General features: G+C 69.3%; 15 protein-coding genes. 5 read left to right on the top strand and 10 right to left on the bottom strand.

The annotated features are described in order from the left end of the window. Positions 1 to 78: 78 nt before the first annotated feature. From ASG45_RS05710 to guaB, 7 genes are all read right to left on the bottom strand, one after another. Positions 79 to 1,446 (bottom strand): glycosyltransferase, encoded by a 1,368-nt coding sequence (locus ASG45_RS05710; RefSeq protein ID WP_055834006.1) that lies wholly within the window; start codon positions 1,444 to 1,446, stop codon positions 79 to 81. A 70-nt stretch (positions 1,447 to 1,516) separates the two neighbouring features. Continuing rightward, positions 1,517 to 3,097, bottom strand: coding sequence for a glutamine-hydrolyzing GMP synthase (gene guaA, locus ASG45_RS05705; protein WP_055834003.1), 1,581 nt, complete (start codon positions 3,095 to 3,097; stop codon positions 1,517 to 1,519). Continuing rightward, positions 3,094 to 3,615 (bottom strand): DUF3817 domain-containing protein, encoded by a 522-nt coding sequence (locus ASG45_RS05700; protein WP_055834000.1) that lies wholly within the window; start codon positions 3,613 to 3,615, stop codon positions 3,094 to 3,096. Before ASG45_RS05700 ends, guaA begins: the two co-directional genes overlap by 4 nt. A 10-nt stretch (positions 3,616 to 3,625) precedes the next feature. After that, positions 3,626 to 4,495, bottom strand: a complete 870-nt coding sequence (locus tag ASG45_RS05695; RefSeq protein ID WP_055833997.1) for an SURF1 family protein — start codon at positions 4,493 to 4,495, stop codon at positions 3,626 to 3,628. Positions 4,496 to 4,507: 12 nt separating this feature from the next. Next, positions 4,508 to 5,623, bottom strand: a complete 1,116-nt coding sequence (locus tag ASG45_RS05690; protein WP_055833994.1) for a GuaB3 family IMP dehydrogenase-related protein — start codon at positions 5,621 to 5,623, stop codon at positions 4,508 to 4,510. 15 nt (positions 5,624 to 5,638) lie between these two features. After that, on the bottom strand, positions 5,639 to 6,319 hold the full coding sequence (locus tag ASG45_RS05685) for a TMEM175 family protein (RefSeq protein ID WP_055835854.1): 681 nt from the start codon (positions 6,317 to 6,319) through the stop codon (positions 5,639 to 5,641). Between the two features lie 74 nt (positions 6,320 to 6,393). Continuing rightward, complete coding sequence (gene guaB, locus ASG45_RS05680) at positions 6,394 to 7,896, bottom strand: IMP dehydrogenase (RefSeq protein ID WP_055833991.1); 1,503 nt, start codon at positions 7,894 to 7,896, stop codon at positions 6,394 to 6,396. Between the two features lie 300 nt (positions 7,897 to 8,196). Between guaB and ASG45_RS05675 the strand changes: the two genes are divergently transcribed. From ASG45_RS05675 to ASG45_RS05655, 5 genes are all read left to right on the top strand, one after another. Next, positions 8,197 to 9,495 carry a branched-chain amino acid ABC transporter permease gene (locus ASG45_RS05675; RefSeq protein WP_055833987.1) on the top strand — a complete coding sequence of 433 codons (1,299 nt, stop codon included), beginning with the start codon at positions 8,197 to 8,199 and terminating at the stop codon, positions 9,493 to 9,495. Between the two features lie 11 nt (positions 9,496 to 9,506). Continuing rightward, on the top strand, positions 9,507 to 10,487 hold the full coding sequence (locus ASG45_RS05670; RefSeq protein WP_055833985.1) for a branched-chain amino acid ABC transporter permease: 981 nt from the start codon (positions 9,507 to 9,509) through the stop codon (positions 10,485 to 10,487). Further along, positions 10,480 to 11,412 carry an ABC transporter ATP-binding protein gene (locus ASG45_RS05665; protein WP_055833982.1) on the top strand — a complete coding sequence of 311 codons (933 nt, stop codon included), beginning with the start codon at positions 10,480 to 10,482 and terminating at the stop codon, positions 11,410 to 11,412. Before ASG45_RS05670 ends, ASG45_RS05665 begins: the two co-directional genes overlap by 8 nt. Continuing rightward, positions 11,412 to 12,194, top strand: coding sequence for an ABC transporter ATP-binding protein (locus ASG45_RS05660; RefSeq protein WP_055833979.1), 783 nt, complete (start codon positions 11,412 to 11,414; stop codon positions 12,192 to 12,194). Before ASG45_RS05665 ends, ASG45_RS05660 begins: the two co-directional genes overlap by 1 nt. Before the next feature lie 104 nt (positions 12,195 to 12,298). Beyond that, entirely contained in the window at positions 12,299 to 13,036 is a 738-nt protein-coding gene (locus tag ASG45_RS05655; protein ID WP_156459384.1) for a hypothetical protein, read from the top strand. 168 nt (positions 13,037 to 13,204) lie between these two features. On the opposite strand, the gene ASG45_RS05650 is transcribed toward ASG45_RS05655, so the two are convergent. The 3 genes from ASG45_RS05650 to groES all read right to left on the bottom strand — a co-directional run bounded on the left by ASG45_RS05650 (position 13,205) and on the right by groES (position 16,071). Next, on the bottom strand, positions 13,205 to 14,488 hold the full coding sequence (locus tag ASG45_RS05650) for an ABC transporter substrate-binding protein (protein ID WP_055833974.1): 1,284 nt from the start codon (positions 14,486 to 14,488) through the stop codon (positions 13,205 to 13,207). Between the two features lie 205 nt (positions 14,489 to 14,693). Next, entirely contained in the window at positions 14,694 to 15,635 is a 942-nt protein-coding gene (rarD, locus tag ASG45_RS05645; protein ID WP_055833972.1) for an EamA family transporter RarD, read from the bottom strand. A 139-nt stretch (positions 15,636 to 15,774) separates the two neighbouring features. Next, positions 15,775 to 16,071, bottom strand: a complete 297-nt coding sequence (gene groES, locus ASG45_RS05640; protein ID WP_039394204.1) for a co-chaperone GroES — start codon at positions 16,069 to 16,071, stop codon at positions 15,775 to 15,777. Positions 16,072 to 16,150: the final 79 nt, after the last annotated feature.

Below are 16,150 nucleotides of genomic sequence, written 5' to 3'. Positions count from 1 at the left end.
CACGCGCGACGGCCGCTCCGCCCCCGTCGAGGCTCAGGGTCCGAGCCGTGGTCGCCGCAGCGCCCCGCCCCGCCGGCCTCAGCGCCTCCGGTCGCGCGACAGCGCCTCTGCGCACGCCGCGGCCAGCGTCTGCATCGCCCGCGCGGGACTCAGCGTCGTCGCCGCATCGAGGGCCTCGGTCGAGAGGCGTTCGCGGAGCGCGGCATCCGTCAGCACGCGCCGCAGCGCGTCGACGAGCGCGTCTTCGTCGGCGTCGGGCACCAGGATGCCGCCTCCCCCGGCCAGCATGTCGCGCGGGCCGTAGCGGATGTCGTAGGCGACCACCGGGGTGCCGTGGGCGAGGGCTTCGGCCAGCGCCAGCCCCTGCCCCTCGAAGGCCGAGGTCGTGAGGTACACCGCGGCCCGATCGAGCACCGCGCCGGGATCGGTGGTGAGTCCGGGGAGCGTCACGACCTGGTCGAGGCCGAGCTCGGCGACGAGGGCTTCGAGGTCGGCGCGCTGCGCCCCTTCTCCCCACAGTTCGAGTCGCGCCCCGGGCACGTCGGCCGAGACGCGCGCGAAGGCACGGATGGCGTGCCCAAGCCGCTTACCGGGCGCGAGGCGACCGAGCACGACCACCCGGCCCGCGTCGCGATCGGCCGAGGGGACGCTGACCTCAGGACCCATCACGGCGTGCGGGGCGACGAGGTCGTGGGACAACGGGCCGAAGCGGTCGCGCACGTCGCACCGCTGGTAGTCCGTCGGCCAGAGCACCGCGTCGAAGCGCGGGGCGACGCGGAACCATCGCGTCCACAGCGCGTTGAGGTCGGAGTCATCCCGGTACGGCGGTTCGAGATGGATGGTGTGCACGGTGTGCACGATCCGCGCGCGGTCGTCGCCCCAGCCCACGATGAGCTCGCCGAGCTGACGCGACTCGCAGATGACGACGATGGGGCGGTCGTTCTCGGCGCGCAGGCCCGACGCGAGCGAGGTCAGCCACGCGCGGTACAGGGCGCCGAATCCGTCGATGACCCCGACGGGCTCGCCCGCGGCATCCCGGATCACGATGGGTGCGGTGGTGAGGTGCCAATCGGGGTCGGCGACCTGGGGCAGCTCGATGGCTCCCCCGGCGACGCTCCGGTACTCGAACGCCGGGTCGGCCTCACCCTGGCGTGCCGCCTGCCGCACCCACGCGGCCGCTCCTCCGTCGGGTGCCACGGCCTCGTCGAAGAGGTTCCGGAACATGCCCGATGCCGCCGCCACCCCGCGCTCGACGAAGGTCGCCCGATGCGCCGCGTGCGCGTCGGCCGTGCCGGGGTCGACCGTCAGCAGCAGCGGAGCTGCTCCCGCCTCGGCCATCTGCCCGGCGCGCGCGAGAGTGGAGATCGTGTACCCCCCGTCGAGATCGGGGATGAGCCGACTCGACAGGATGAGGTACCACGCGTCGGGGAAGTCGCCGAGAGTCACGCCCCCATCCTCCCCCACGCGCCGCCGATTCCCCGGCCGGCACCGCTGCGGGTCAGGAGTCAGCCGAAGCTCACTCCCACTCGATCGTCCCCGGCGGCTTCGACGTCACGTCGAGCACGACACGGTTGACGTCGCGCACCTCGTTGGTGATGCGGTTGCTGATCTTCGACAGCACGTCGTACGGCAGCCGCGTCCAGTCGGCGGTCATGGCGTCTTCGCTCGAGACGGGCCGCAGCACGATCGGGTGACCGTAGGTGCGGCCGTCGCCCTGCACGCCGACCGAGCGCACGTCGGCGAGGAGCACGACGGGGCACTGCCAGATCTCGTCGTCGAGTCCGGCCTTGGTCAGCTCGGCGCGGGCGATGGCGTCGGCCGCACGCAGGATCTCGAGACGGTCAGCGGTGACCTCGCCCACGATGCGGATGCCAAGACCGGGCCCCGGAAAGGGCTGACGGCCGACGATGGCCTCGGGAAGCCCGAGTTCGCGGCCGATCGCGCGCACCTCGTCTTTGAACAGGGTGCGCAGCGGCTCGACGAGCTCGAACTGCAGGTCTTCGGGAAGACCGCCGACGTTGTGGTGGCTCTTGATGTTGGCCGTGCCCGCACCGCCGCCCGACTCCACGACGTCGGGGTAGAGCGTTCCCTGCACGAGGAAGCGCACCTGCTCCCCCTCGGCCGCGGCTTCGGCGACGAGGTCGGCCTGCACCTTCTCGAACGCGCGGATGAACTCGCGGCCGATGATCTTGCGCTTCTGCTCGGGGTCGCTGACACCGGCGAGGGCGTCGAGGAACGTCTCGCGTGCGTCGACGGTGATGAGGCGGACGCCGGTCGATGCGACGTAGTCGTTCTCGACCTGCTCGCGCTCACCCTGGCGGAGGAGTCCGTGGTCGACGAACACGGCGATGAGCTGGTCGCCGACGGCCTCGTGCACGAGGGCGGTCGAGACGGCCGAGTCGACGCCGCCGGAGAGGGCCGAGATGACGCGGCCGGTGCCGACCTGCTGGCGGATGCGCTCCACCTGCTCGGCGATGACGTTGCCGCTGTTCCAGTCCGCGGGGAGTCCCGCGGCCTTGTGCAGGAAGTTCTCGATCACGCGCTGTCCGTGGTCGGAGTGCTTGACCTCGGGGTGCCACTGCACGCCGTACATGCGACGGGCGTCGTTCGAGAAGGCTGCGACGGGGGTGTGCGCGGTGCGGGCGAGCACCTCGAAGCCCTCGGGTGCGCGCGAGACCTGGTCGCCGTGGCTCATCCAGACGTTCTGCTCGGCGGGCTGTCCCTCGAGCAACGTGCCCTCGGTCACGACGGTGGCGTCGGTCGCGCCGTACTCGCGGAGCCCGGTGTTGGCGACCTCGCCGCCGAGGGCTTTCGCCATGACCTGGAAGCCGTAGCAGATACCCAGCGTCGGCACGTCGAGGTCGAAGACGTCCTCGTCGAGGCGGGGGGCGCCTTCTTCGTACACCGACGACGGGCCACCCGACAGGATGATGCCGACGGGGTTCTTCGCGGCGATGTCGGCGGCGGTCGCGGTGTGCGGCACGATCTCGCTGTACACGCCCGCTTCGCGGACGCGACGGGCGATGAGCTGCGCGTACTGGGCGCCGAAGTCGACGACGAGGACGGGGCGCTGGGACGTTTCGGTCTGTTCGGTCACCGCTGGCCTTCCGGGGCAGAGACGGGAGCGGATGCCAGGGCGGCCTCGCGCTCGGCGAGATAGGCGCGCACGCCGTGGGCGGTGCGCACCTCGAGGATGAAGGAGAGGAACGGCACCACGCCACCGAGGGCGAGGAACACGAACCGACGGAACGGCCAGCGCATGAGGCTCCACACGCGGAAGCACGAGATCAGGTACACGACGTAGAACCACCCGTGCGCGACGAGGATCGCGAGAGAGACGTTGACGCCGTCACCCGTGGAGAGGATGCTGCACTCGTTGGTCCAGGGCACGAAGAGCGAGAACCACTGGCAATCGGGGCCGGGGATGGCATCCGCGAACCACAGGAAGCCACCCGATCCGCCGAGGAACAGCTCCATGTGCAGGGGCGTGTACTTCAGGATCATCTCGGCGACCAGCAGCAGCAGGCCGATACCGGTGATGACCGAGCAGATCTGGTAGAACTTCAGGGCTCCGCGAATCGCCGGGAACGAGGCGAGCTTCGGGGCACGGGGCATGGATGCCAGTCTAGTCGCGGGTTGCCGAGGCCCCCGCCGCGAGCGCGTCGGCGTACTCGTCTTCGAGATCTTCGACCTCTTTCTCCCACGCGTCACGTGCGAGGCGGTACCAGAGGTACAGCGCGAAGCCGGCGAAGATCGCCCACTCCGCCGCGTAGAAGATGTTCAACCAGTTCACTCTCGAACCCTCGTCGGGCGCCGGTGACGAGATCGGCTCGAGGGGCCCGATGACGCTCTGCGAGGCGATGTACTGGCGGTACACCCGCAGGTCGTCGACGTCGTGCCACCGGCCGAGGAGCATCGCCGGGGACATGCGGGTGAGGGTCTGGGTGTCGGCCCCCCGGGGCGGAACGGACGGGCCTTCGTCGGAGATGAGACGACCCGTGACCTCGACGGTCGCGGTGGGGTCGGCGTCGACGGCGGCCTGGAGCTCCTCGACAGCGGCGTCGGCCTGCTCGCGCGAGGCGGTCCAGCCCGTGGCGACGGCGACCGACGTGGGCTCAGCGGTACCCGTGATGCGCAGCTGGCCCGTGACCCAGTACCCCTCGACGTCGTCGTTGAAACGAGACGACACGACGATGAAGTCGGATGCCACCCACTGGCCGCTCACCTCGACGCGCTGCCCGACCTGCGGCTCGGGCAGGTACGCGCCGGGCTGCACGACGTCGGCGAGCGGCTGGACGTTCTCGGTCAGGCCGGGCTCGGGCGGCGAGGTGTCGATCGCGCGGCCCAGCTGCCACTGCCCCAGCCACGCGAGGGCACCGGCGACGACGAGCGAGAACGCCAGCAGCGCGATCCACCGGGGTCGCAGCATGACTTCCCGCAGGGTGGGCGGGAAGATCTGCGGCGGCTCCGGTCGGGTCGCGGGGGTGACGGTCACTCGGTCTCCGTATCAGTGCCCGTAGGGGGCGACGACGACCTCGACCCGCTGGAACTCCTTGAGGTCGGAGTACCCGGTGGTCGCCATCGACTTCTTCAGGGCTCCGATGAGGTTCGCGGTGCCGTCGGCGACGGGCGCCGGCCCGAAGAGCACCTGCTCGAGCGGTCCGACGCGGTCGACCGCAACGCGGTGGCCGCGCGGCAGCTTGGGGTGGTGCGCTTCGGGACCCCAGTGGAATCCGCGGCCCGGGGCGTCGGTGGCGCGGGCGAGCGCCACGCCGAGCATGACCGCATCGGCACCCATGGCGAGGGCCTTCACGATGTCGCCCGAGGTGCCCACGCCTCCGTCGGCGATGACGTGCACGTAACGTCCGCCCGACTCGTCGAGGTAGTCGCGGCGGGCGCCGGCGACGTCGGCGACGGCGGTGGCCATCGGCGCGTGCAGGCCGAGCGTGGCGCGGGTGGTCGAGGCGGCACCGCCGCCGAAGCCGACGAGGACGCCCGCGGCGCCCGTGCGCATGAGGTGCAGCGCCGCCGTGTAGGTGGCCGCCCCGCCGACGATGACGGGGACGTCGAGGTCGTAGATGAACTTCTTGAGGTTCAGCGGCTCGACGCCGCTCGAGACGTGCTCGGCCGAGACCGTGGTGCCGCGGATGACGAACAGGTCGACGCCCGCGGCGACGACGGTCTCGTACAGGTCGTGCGTGCGCTGCGGGGTGAGGGCGCCGGCGACGGTGACCCCCGCGGCGCGCACCTCGGCGAGGCGGTCGCGCACCAGCTCGGGCTTGATGGGCTCGGCGTACAGCTGCTGCATGCGCCGGGTGGCGTCGGCATCGGCCAGCGTCGCGATCTCGGCCAGCAGGGGCTCGGGGTCGTCGTAGCGCGTCCAGAGGCCTTCGAGGTCGAGCACGCCGAGGCCGCCGAGACGACCGAGCTCGATGGCGGTGCGCGGGCTCACCACGGAGTCCATCGGCGCACCGAGCACGGGGATCTCGAACGGGAACGCGTCGATGGTCCACGCCGTCGAGACGTCTTCGGGGTTGCGCGTGCGCCGCGACGGCACGACGGCGATGTCGTCGAAGGTGTAGGCGCGGCGGGCGCGCTTGGCGCGGCCGAGGTCGATCTCCATGGTCACCCCTCCAGCCTACCCGCGCCCTTCGACATCGCCGCCGGGGTCGGGAGCGCGGGCGGCGTCGGCGGGCGCGGCGAGGTCGTTGCCACCGCGGAGGATTCGCGTGAGGAGTCCGTCGAAGAGGAACACCAGGAACGCCATCGACCCGATCACCGGGCTCAGCGCCATCGCGACGAGACCCAGCACCACGGCGCTGAATCCCGCACGCCCCATGCGACGGGCGTCGTCGCGCGAGAGGTCGGGGATCGCACCGGACCGCGCCGCCCACACCCACTGGATCCAGCCGAGCAGGATCGCGAGGAAGAAGTTGACGGGCAGCAGCACGCGCCCCAGGAGCAGATCGTCGTAGGTGGTGTTGAGCGACGAGGTGAAAGGCACCAGGACCACGAGCAGCAGGCGGAAGCTGTTGATCCACATGCCGAGCGCGTCGATCCGCGCGATGTACTCGAACTGCCGCACGTGCGTCATCCACATGAGGCACAGGAGCAGGAAACTGATGACGAACGAGAAGACGGGGTGCGCGAGACCCACGAGACCGGCCGCGAGGTCGTCGTTCGTGCGGATCGTCCCCAGCGACTGATCTGTGAGGCCCAGCACGAGCAGGGTCGCGGCGATCGCGAACACGCCATCGGTGAACGCCTCGGTCCGCCGCGCCGAGAGCGACGCCTCGGGGTGGCTCCTGCGTCGGATCATGCGCACAGCGTAGTCGCGGGAGCGGAACGACGAGGGGCCGGGCAGTCGCCTGCCCGGCCCCTCGTCAAACCGCGTTACTTCTTGTAGTTCGGCGCCTCGACGACGATCTGCACGTCGTGCGGGTGCGATTCCTTCAGACCCGCCGACGTGATGCGCACGAAGCGACCCTTGCTCTTGAGCTCCTCGACGGTGCGGGCGCCGACGTAGAACATCGACTGACGCAGGCCGCCGATGAGCTGGTACGCCACCGCGGCGACGGGGCCGCGGTAGGGGACCTGGCCCTCGATGCCCTCGGGGATGAGCTTGTCGTCGCTGGGCACGTCGGCCTGGAAGTAGCGGTCCTTCGAGTACGACGTCTTCTTGCCGCGGGTCTGCAGCGCACCGAGCGAGCCCATGCCGCGGTACTGCTTGAACTGCTTGCCGCCCTGGAAGACGATCTCGCCCGGCGACTCGTCGGTGCCGGCGAGGAGCGAACCGAGCATGACGGTGTCGGCGCCGGCGACGAGCGCCTTGGCGATGTCGCCCGAGTACTGCAGACCACCGTCGGCGATGACCGGCACGCCCGCGGGGATCGCGGCCTGTGCGGCCTCGTAGATCGCGGTGACCTGCGGCACGCCCACGCCGGCCACGACGCGGGTGGTGCAGATCGACCCCGGTCCGACGCCGACCTTCACGGCATCCACTCCCGCGTCGATGAGCGCCTGAGCGCCCTCGCGCGTCGCGACGTTTCCGCCGATGACGTCGATGTGCGCGAACGACGCGTCGGCCTTGAGGCGGGTGACGATGTCGATGACGCCGGCCGACTGCCCGTTGGCGGTGTCGACGACGAGGACGTCGACACCGGCGTCGCGCAGCGCCTCGGCGCGCTGCCAGGCGTCGCCGAAGAAACCGATGGCGGCGCCGACGCGCAGCCGACCCTGGTCGTCCTTGGTGGCGAGGGGGTACTTCTCGCTCTTGTCGAAGTCCTTGATGGTGATGAGGCCGGCGAGCTTTCCGTCTTCGTCGACGAGGGGGAGCTTCTCGACCCGGTGCTTCGCGAAAGTCGCGATGACGTCGTTGGCGTGGATGCCGACGTGGCCCGTGATGAGCCCGTCCTTGGTCATCACGTCCTTCACCAGCGTCGTCTGACGCTCGAAGCCCGAGACGAAACGCATGTCGCGGTTGGTGATGATGCCCACGAGCACGCCGTCGGGGTCGACCACGGGCAGACCCGAGATGCGGTACTGGGCGCACATCGCGTCGACCTCGGCCACCGTGGCATCCGGGGTCGTGGTGATGGGGTTCGAGACCATGCCCGACTCGCTGCGCTTGACCTGGTCGACGATCGACGACTGGTCCTCGATCGAGAGGTTGCGGTGCACGATGCCGATGCCGCCCTGCCGGGCGATCGCGATGGCCATGCGGGCCTCGGTGACGGTGTCCATCGCACTGGAGAGCAGAGGCGTCGCCACGGTGATGCGACGGGTGAGACGCGACGACGTATCGGCCTCGCTCGGGATGACGTCGGTGTGCCCGGGAAGGAGCAACACGTCGTCATAGGTCAGTCCGATGAAACCGAAGGGGTCGTGCTGCTCCATGGATCCTCCTGCGCGCGCGGCGCCTGTTCGAAAAAAGGACGACGTCGGCCGGGGCGCGCGAGGCGCTCCGCCCGTAATTCTAAGCGTCGGGACCCTGGGAATTGTTCCCGTGCAGGTGGCCGCGACGCGCAATCCTCATGACACGGTTCGCTAACGACGCGGTCGGCGAAACACCCTCGACACATTACGCTCGTAGCGTCGACCGTCGAAGCTGACGGACGACTTCGTCAGCGCTGCCGAACTGGAGACTCCGTGGGTCATTCCTCCCCCACCGCGACACGATCGCGATCCCTATCCCGCATGGCTGCCGTCGTCTCGCTCCTCGCGAGTGCGATAGCCGTCCTGAGCCTGCTCTTCGCGTCACCTGCGAGCGCAGCCGTCACCACCGCACCAACACCCGCCGCCACGACCGGAACGGGCGACGTCTCATCGCAGTACACGATCGGCGGCATCATCCGCGCCGAGGATGAACCGCTCGAGGGCGTCGAGATCTCGGTCGAGGGCTCCGGCTTCTCGGAGGTCGGTACGACCGGTGCCGACGGTCGCTGGTCGGTCGCGGTTCCCGGGCCCGGCAGCTACACCGCCGAGCTCCAGGTCGACACGCTGCCCGACGGTGTCGCACCCCGCGACCCCGACAACGTCACGCGTGACGTCACGGTGGGAACGACGAACACGGTCAACGTGCTCTTCCCCACCGGTGAGGGAACGGCGGCGAGCGGCTCGATCTGGGACACGTTGTTCTCGCGCTTCTTCTACGGCCTCAACTTCGGCCTGCTGCTCGCCCTGGCCGCCATCGGCATCTCGCTGATCTTCGGCACGACGGGCGTCAACAACTTCGCGCACGGCGAGATGCTCACCTTCGGCGCGATCATCTTCTACATGTTCACGGCCATGGGCTGGAACATCATCCTGGCGGTGCTGCTCACCGTGGCGCTCTCGGTCGCGCTGGGCTGGACACAGGATGCCGTCCTGTTCAAACCTCTGCGCAAACGCGGGGTGGGGCTGGTCCAAGTGCTGATCGTCACGATCGGTCTGTCGATCGTGCTGCGCTACCTGTACCTCTACTTCTTCGACGGCGGCACGCGCAACATCGACACCGGCATCACCGACAACGTCACGATCGGCCCGGTGACGGTCACGCTCACCTCGATCATCAGCATGGGCGTCAGCGTCGTCATGCTCGGCGCGGTGGCCTACTTCCTGACCCGCACCCGCATCGGCAAGGCCACCCGCGCCGTCAGCGACAACGCGTCGCTCGCCGCGGCGTCCGGCATCAACGTCGACCGCGTCATCCGCATCGTCTGGATGCTGGCCGGTGGCCTGACGGGCCTCTCGGGCGTCCTCTACGGCCTGTACCGCGGCGTCACCTGGGACATGGGCTTCGCGATCCTGCTGCTGCTGTTCGCCGCCGTCACCCTCGGCGGCCTGGGCAGTGCCTTCGGCGCCCTGGTCGGTTCGCTGATCATCGGCATCATCACGGAACTGTCCACCATCGTCATCCCACCCGACCTCCGGTACGCGGTGGCCCTGATCGTGCTCATCGGCGTGCTGCTCTTCCGGCCGCAAGGTGTGCTCGGTCGTAAAGAGCGGATCGGTTGAGGAACGACGACATGGACTGGCTTTCAATCTTCAACAACGCCGCGGGCGAGCTCATCAGCCCGACCACCGCGGCCTACGCCCTCGCCGCGATCGGCCTGAGCGTCCACTTCGGCTACGCGGGTCTGCTCAACTTCGGTCAGGCGGGCTTCATGGCCGTCGGCGCGTACGCCTTCGCGATCGCGACGCTGTCGTTCTCGGCCCCCGTGTGGCTCGCGATCCTGGTCGCGATCGTCGCCTCGGTGCTCTTCGCGTTCCTTCTCGGCATCCCGACCCTGCGACTGCGCGCCGACTATCTGGCGATCGTCACCATCGCGGCCGCCGAAATCGTGCGCTACGTCGTCTCGACCGTCGGTCTGACCAACGTCACGGGCGGCTCGCAGGGCCTCAACGGGTACAACCGCGAGTTCCAGGCGATGAACCCGCTGCCGGCCGGTACCTACGGCATCGGGCCGTGGACCTACTCGGCGAACGACTGGTGGGTCCGCATCTTCGGCTGGGGACTCGTCATCATCGCGACCCTGCTCGTCTACGTGCTCATGCGCAGCCCCTGGGGCCGTGTGGTCAAGGGCATCCGTGAAGACGAAGACGCCGTGCGCAGCCTCGGCAAGAACGTCTACTCGTACAAGATGCAGGCGCTGGTGCTCGGCGGTGTCATGGGCGGCCTCGCGGGAGTGATCTTCATCCTCCCCCGCGCCGTGCAGCCCGGAAACTACGGCACCGCGCTCACCTTCTTCGTCTGGACCGCACTGCTGCTCGGTGGCGCCGCCACCCTGCTCGGACCGATCGTGGGAGCAGCCCTGTTCTGGGTGCTGCTGTCGCTGTCGAACGGCATCATCGTGGGGCTCCGCGATGTCGGCATCCTGGGCTTCATGTCCACCACCCAGGCGGGCCAGGTGCGCTTCATCCTCGTCGGCATCGGACTGATGCTCCTCGTGATCTTCCGACCACAGGGCATCTTCGGCAACAAGAAGGAGCTGTCGTTCAATGTCTGACACCACCGTCACCCATCCGCTCGTCAAGGGCGAGGTCGGACCCGGCTGCGCCAAGGTCGACCCGATCGTCGTCGCCGACGGCGTCACCCGCCAGTTCGGCGGCCTGAAAGCCGTCGACGTCGAGCACCTCGAGATCCCCCGCGGGCAGATCACCGCGCTGATCGGCCCCAACGGTGCCGGCAAGACCACTCTGTTCAACCTGCTGACGGGCTTCGACAAGCCCAACACCGGCCGGTGGAGCTTCGAGGGGTCGAACCTGGCCGGGGTGCCCGCGTTCAAGGTCTCGCGGCAGGGCATGGTGCGCACGTTCCAGCTCACCAAGTCGCTCGGGCGCCTCTCGGTGCTGCAGAACATGCTGCTGGGCGCCCGTGGGCAGAAGGGCGAGAACATCTTCCGCGCCCTGATCCCCTCGATCTGGCGCTCGCAAGAGAAGGCCAACACCGAACGGGCCGACGACCTGCTGCGCCGCTTCAAGCTCGACGCCAAGCGCGAGGACTTCGCCGCGTCGCTCTCGGGCGGCCAGCGCAAGCTCCTCGAGATGGCCCGCGCGCTCATGAGCGACCCCAAGCTCGTCATGCTCGACGAGCCCATGGCGGGCGTCAACCCGGCGCTCACGCAGAGCCTGCTGGGTCACATCCTCAACCTCAAGAGCGAGGGGATGAGCGTGCTGTTCGTCGAGCACGACATGCACATGGTGCGTCACATCTCGGACTGGGTCATCGTCATGGCGGAGGGTCGCGTGGTGGCCGAGGGGCCGCCCGAGACCGTCATGACCGACCAGGCCGTCATCGACGCCTACCTGGGCGCGCACCACGACACCGATCTCGGCGACATGACCACGTCGCAGCTCGAGACCATCCAAGCCGAAGCCGCCGCCGAGGCGGAGGCGGAGCTCATCGCCGACGAGAAGGACGGGAAGCTCTGATGTCCGACACCGCAACCGCCACGCGCACCGCGGTGCTGCGCACCGACGACCTGGTCGCCGGGTACCTGCCCGGGGTCAACATCCTCAACGGCTGCACGGTCGACGCCTACCAGGGCGACCTGATCGGCATCATCGGCCCGAACGGCGCCGGCAAGTCGACGCTGCTGAAGGCCATCTTCGGCCAGGTGAAGATCCGTGGCGGCTCCGTGCTGCTCAACGGCGAAGACATCACCACGCTGAAGGCCGACAAGCTCGTGGGCAAGGGCGTCGGGATGGTGCCGCAGAACAACAACGTGTTCCCGAGCCTGTCGATCGAAGAGAACCTGCAGATGGGTCTCTTCCAACGTCCCAAGGCCTTCGCGGAGCGCTTCGAGTTCGTCACGGGGCTCTTCCCCGAACTCGGCAAGCGCCGCCGCCAGCGGGCGGGATCGCTGTCGGGCGGTGAGCGGCAGATGGTCGCCATGGGCCGCGCGCTCATGATGGACCCGTCGGTGCTGCTGCTCGACGAGCCCTCGGCAGGCCTGTCGCCCGTGCGTCAGGACGAGACGTTCCTGCGCGTCGCCGAGATCAACCGCGCCGGCGTGACCATCATCATGGTCGAGCAGAACGCCCGCCGCTGCCTGCAGATCTGCCACCGGGCCTACGTGCTCGACCAGGGCAAGGACGCGTACACCGGCACCGGCCGCGAGCTGCTCACCGATCCCCGCGTCATCGAGCTGTACCTCGGAACGCTGGCCGCCGACGAGGACGCCAAGCGCGACCACCAGGAGCCCCCGGCCTGATCCCACGTCGATACACCGCGAGCGCGGCGCTCACCCTGGTGGGCGTCGCGCTCGCGGCATGCGCGGGCGCACCTCCCGCGCCTCCCCCGCTGTCTGTCGCGCTCGTGCAGCAGCGGGGCGACATCGTCTCGGGGCGCGTGCAGCTCCGCGTCACGAACACCTCGGATGCCGCGGTCACCGTGACCTCGGCGGTGCTGCGCTCGCCCCTGCTCGCCGCGACGGGCGGCGGAGACACGAAACGCCCCGAGACGCTGCAGCCGGGGCGCACGATCGATCTTCCCGTCGCACTCCCCGATTCGCGCTGCGATCCGGATGCCGCCGACGCCGCCCCGGGAGCCGTGCTCGACGTGAGCGACGACCGGGGAACGCTCGAGCAGACCGTGGCGGTCGACGACGCCCTCGGGGTGCTCCCCCGCCTGAGCGCGACGCAATGCGACCGCGAGGCCCTGGCATCCGTCGCCCGCGTCTCGGCCATCGCGGTGTCGGTGTCCGGCGACGGGACCGCTGCTCTGCTGCTGTCGATCGAGCCGACCCCGGATGCCACCGCGGGCAGCGTCGAGCTCGTCTCCCTGCGCGGGACCCCGCTGCTGCGCTTCCCGCAGGGCACGGAGGCGCCTCTCGGCCTCACCGTCGCCGCCGGCGACGCCCCCACCACCATCGCGGTGCCGGTCACGCCGATCCGCTGCGACGCCCACGCCATCGCCGAAGACAAGGTGGGCACCCTGTTCGACCTCGTCGCGCGGGTCGACGGCCGGGACGTCGTCGTTCCGCTCGACCGGCCGCAGGCGGTCGCCGATGCCCTGCTCGCCTTCACCGCCTCCGTCTGCGGCCTGACGCCCTGACGCCGGGGCCGAGGCCGCGCAGGGCTGCCGCCGGCCGCGCCGGGCCCTCCGAGGCCCCGAGAGCCTGTGGCACGCCGGGACGCGGATGCCGGCGCGGCACCGATCCAGCCCGCACGAACGCCGAAGGGCCCGGATCCTGGCGGATCCGGGCCCTCGTGCGGTGTCAGGTCACTCGTTGAGCGAGCCGAACTCCGTGTTCAGCAGGGTGTACTTGTTGTCTGCACCGTACTGGTAGATGCCGATGTACGCCTCGGTCGGGTCACCGTTCTCGTCGAAGGTGATCGGGCCGGAGACGCCGTCGTAGTCGACGTCCGTGCCCTCGTTGATGAGCGCGAGGCAGTCGGCGAACGTCGTGCACTTCTCGCCCCCCTCGGAGACGGACTGCATGTTGTCGCGGATGGCCGTACCCGAGTCGTCCTTCGCCTGCGCCGCAGCGAGGGCGGCGACGATGACGGCGTCGTAGGACTCCGGCGCGTAGCTGAAGTCGGTGAGGGCGGGGTCGACCTCTTTCAGACGCGACTGGAACGACGTGTCGGCCGGGTTTCCGGGAAGCGTTCCCTTGGCACCCTGCAGCGTGCCGGCGGCGAACTCATACGAGTTCGACAGGTTGCCGTCGACGAAGTAGACCTTCGACGCCGGGAAGCCCTGCGTGCTGACGAGCTGCGGGATGATCGACGACGTCTCTTCGAACGCGATGATCGCGACGGCGTCGGGCTGCGACGCGAGCACCTGGTCGACCTGCGACGTGAAGACCGTGTCACCCGGGTTGTAGGGAACCGCGACCGAGACCTCGCCACCGGCGGCCTCGATGGCCTTGGTCGCGTTGTCCTTGAGGCCGATGCCGTAGGGGTCGTTGATGTAGATGACGCCGACGTTGGCCGCGCCGTCACCGACCATCAGGTTGCCGAGCACGCGGCCCTGCAGCACGTCGGACGGAGCGGTACGCCAGTAGTACCCGTCGTCGGCGTAGGTGGTGAAGTCCGGCGAGGTGTTCGCCGGCGAGATCTGCACGACGCCCGCGTCGACCAGCTGGTCGACGAAGGTGAAGGACACGCCCGACGAAGCCGCACCGATGACGACATCGGCGCCGGCGTCGACGAGCTCGGTGGCCGACTGGGTCGCGATGTCGGTCGTGGTGTCACCCGAGTCGCGCTCGGTCAGCTCGGTCGTGAACGGGAACGCGTCGCCGGTGGCTTCGATGTCCTGGATCGCGAGCTTGACACCCGCGACCTCGGGCGGGCCGAGGAAGGCGAGGTTACCCGTGGCCGGGAGGATGGTGCCGACGTGGAAAGCCCCGTCTGCAGTTGACACGGCGCCGCCGCCGGATGATGCACTGGGGGCAGCGGCGTCGTTGCCGCCACCGGCGCAACCGGCGAGGACGAGCGCGCTGGCACCGATCAGGGCGATGCCGCCGATGACCTTGCCAGTGCGCGTACGTGTGATGACGCTCATAGTGCTCCTTGCTGTGAATGAACGTTGGGCAGCCCACGAGGACCGCCTGGTGTCCTAAACCTAAGCCGCCGCGCGTTTTCTGCGTGTTGCCGTTCGTTAACGATGTGAGTCGTCGCGATCACGGCCGCATAACGGTTTCACACGGCGTCGTCACGGTGCACTAGGAGATATGTCGGCAGGGACGACAAACGCATGATCTGGCCGGTCAGACGGGCTCCGCCACGTCGACGACGACGCGGCGCTGTCGGCGCGACGCGACGACCGAATCGACGCTCAGCATGAGCAATGCCACCCAGACCAGGGCGAAACCGATCCACCGCTCGAGGGTCATGGCCTCACCGAGCACCCACACCCCGATCGCGAACTGGATGATCGGCGCCACGAACTGCAGCAACCCGATGACCGTGAGGGGCACGCGACGGGCGCCCGAGGCGAACAGCAGCAGCGGCACGGCCGTGACCGCCCCCGCAGCCAACAGCAGCACCGTGTGCAGCGTGCCCGCCGTGCCGAGGGTGAGACCGCCGAACGCCGCGACGACGGCCAGCTGCACACCGGCGACGGGCAGCAGCCACATCGACTCCAGCGTCAGGCCGCTCACCGCATCGACCGAGGGCCCGATCTGCTTCTTGACCAGACCGTAGAAGCCGAACGAGAAGGCCAGCGTCAGCGCGATCCACGGGAAGGTGCCGTAGCCCACCACGATGACGACGACCGCGGCGACGGCGATGCCGATCGCGATCCACGGCAGCACCCGCAGTCGCTCGCGCAGCACCAGCACCCCCAGCAACACCGTCACGATCGGGTTGATGAAGTAGCCGAGGCTCGTCTCGATGACGTGGTTCGTGAGGGCGCCGTAGAGATACGTCTGCCAGTTGACGTAGATGAGCACGCCGGCCACCGCGGTGAGCGCCATGAGCCGCGGTTGCCGCACGATCGCCAGGAACGGGCGCCAGGCGCGCAGCACGGTGAGCAGCACCAGGCAGAAGACGAAGGCGAGAAGGATCCGCCACGCCACGACCTCGAACGGGCCGGTGGGCTTGAGCTGCAGGAAGTAGAGCGGCAGGACGCCCCACAACAGATAGGCGCCGAGGGCGTAGAGGGCACCGCGGGTACTGCCGCCGGAGACAGGAGGGGCGGCGGGGGTCACCGATTCAGCCTACGCGCGGGGCGACGCCGCGAGCCGCCGTTCCCCACCGCTTTCCTGCCACCTCGCGACGCGGGGGGTGAGGGAACGACGAAGGCCCCGGATGCCGGAGCATGCGGGGCCTTCGTGCAGGACTGCGCGATCAGCGGACGACGACCGCCAGCACGTCGCGAGCCGAGAGCACCAGGTACTCGTCGGCGCCGAACTTGACCTCGGTGCCGCCGTACTTGCTGTAGAGCACGCGGTCACCGACGGCGACGTCGAGGGGGACGCGGTTGCCGTTGTCGTCGATACGGCCGGGTCCGACGGCGACGACCTCGCCCTCCTGCGGCTTCTCTTTGGCGGTGTCAGGGATGACGAGACCACTCGCGGTGGTCTGCTCAGCCTCGACCTGCTTGATGACGATGCGGTCCTCGAGCGGCTTGATGGAAACCGACACGGTCTACCTCTTTCTCGTTACAGAAGACTTGTCAGCACTCACACGGGGAGAGTGCTAATTCGAGTCTAGGGAAGCACTG

This window comes from Microbacterium sp. Leaf436 (genome assembly GCF_001424715.1).
Lineage (GTDB): Bacteria > Actinomycetota > Actinomycetes > Actinomycetales > Microbacteriaceae > Microbacterium.
This window is presented reverse-complemented; position numbering and strand designations above follow the sequence as displayed.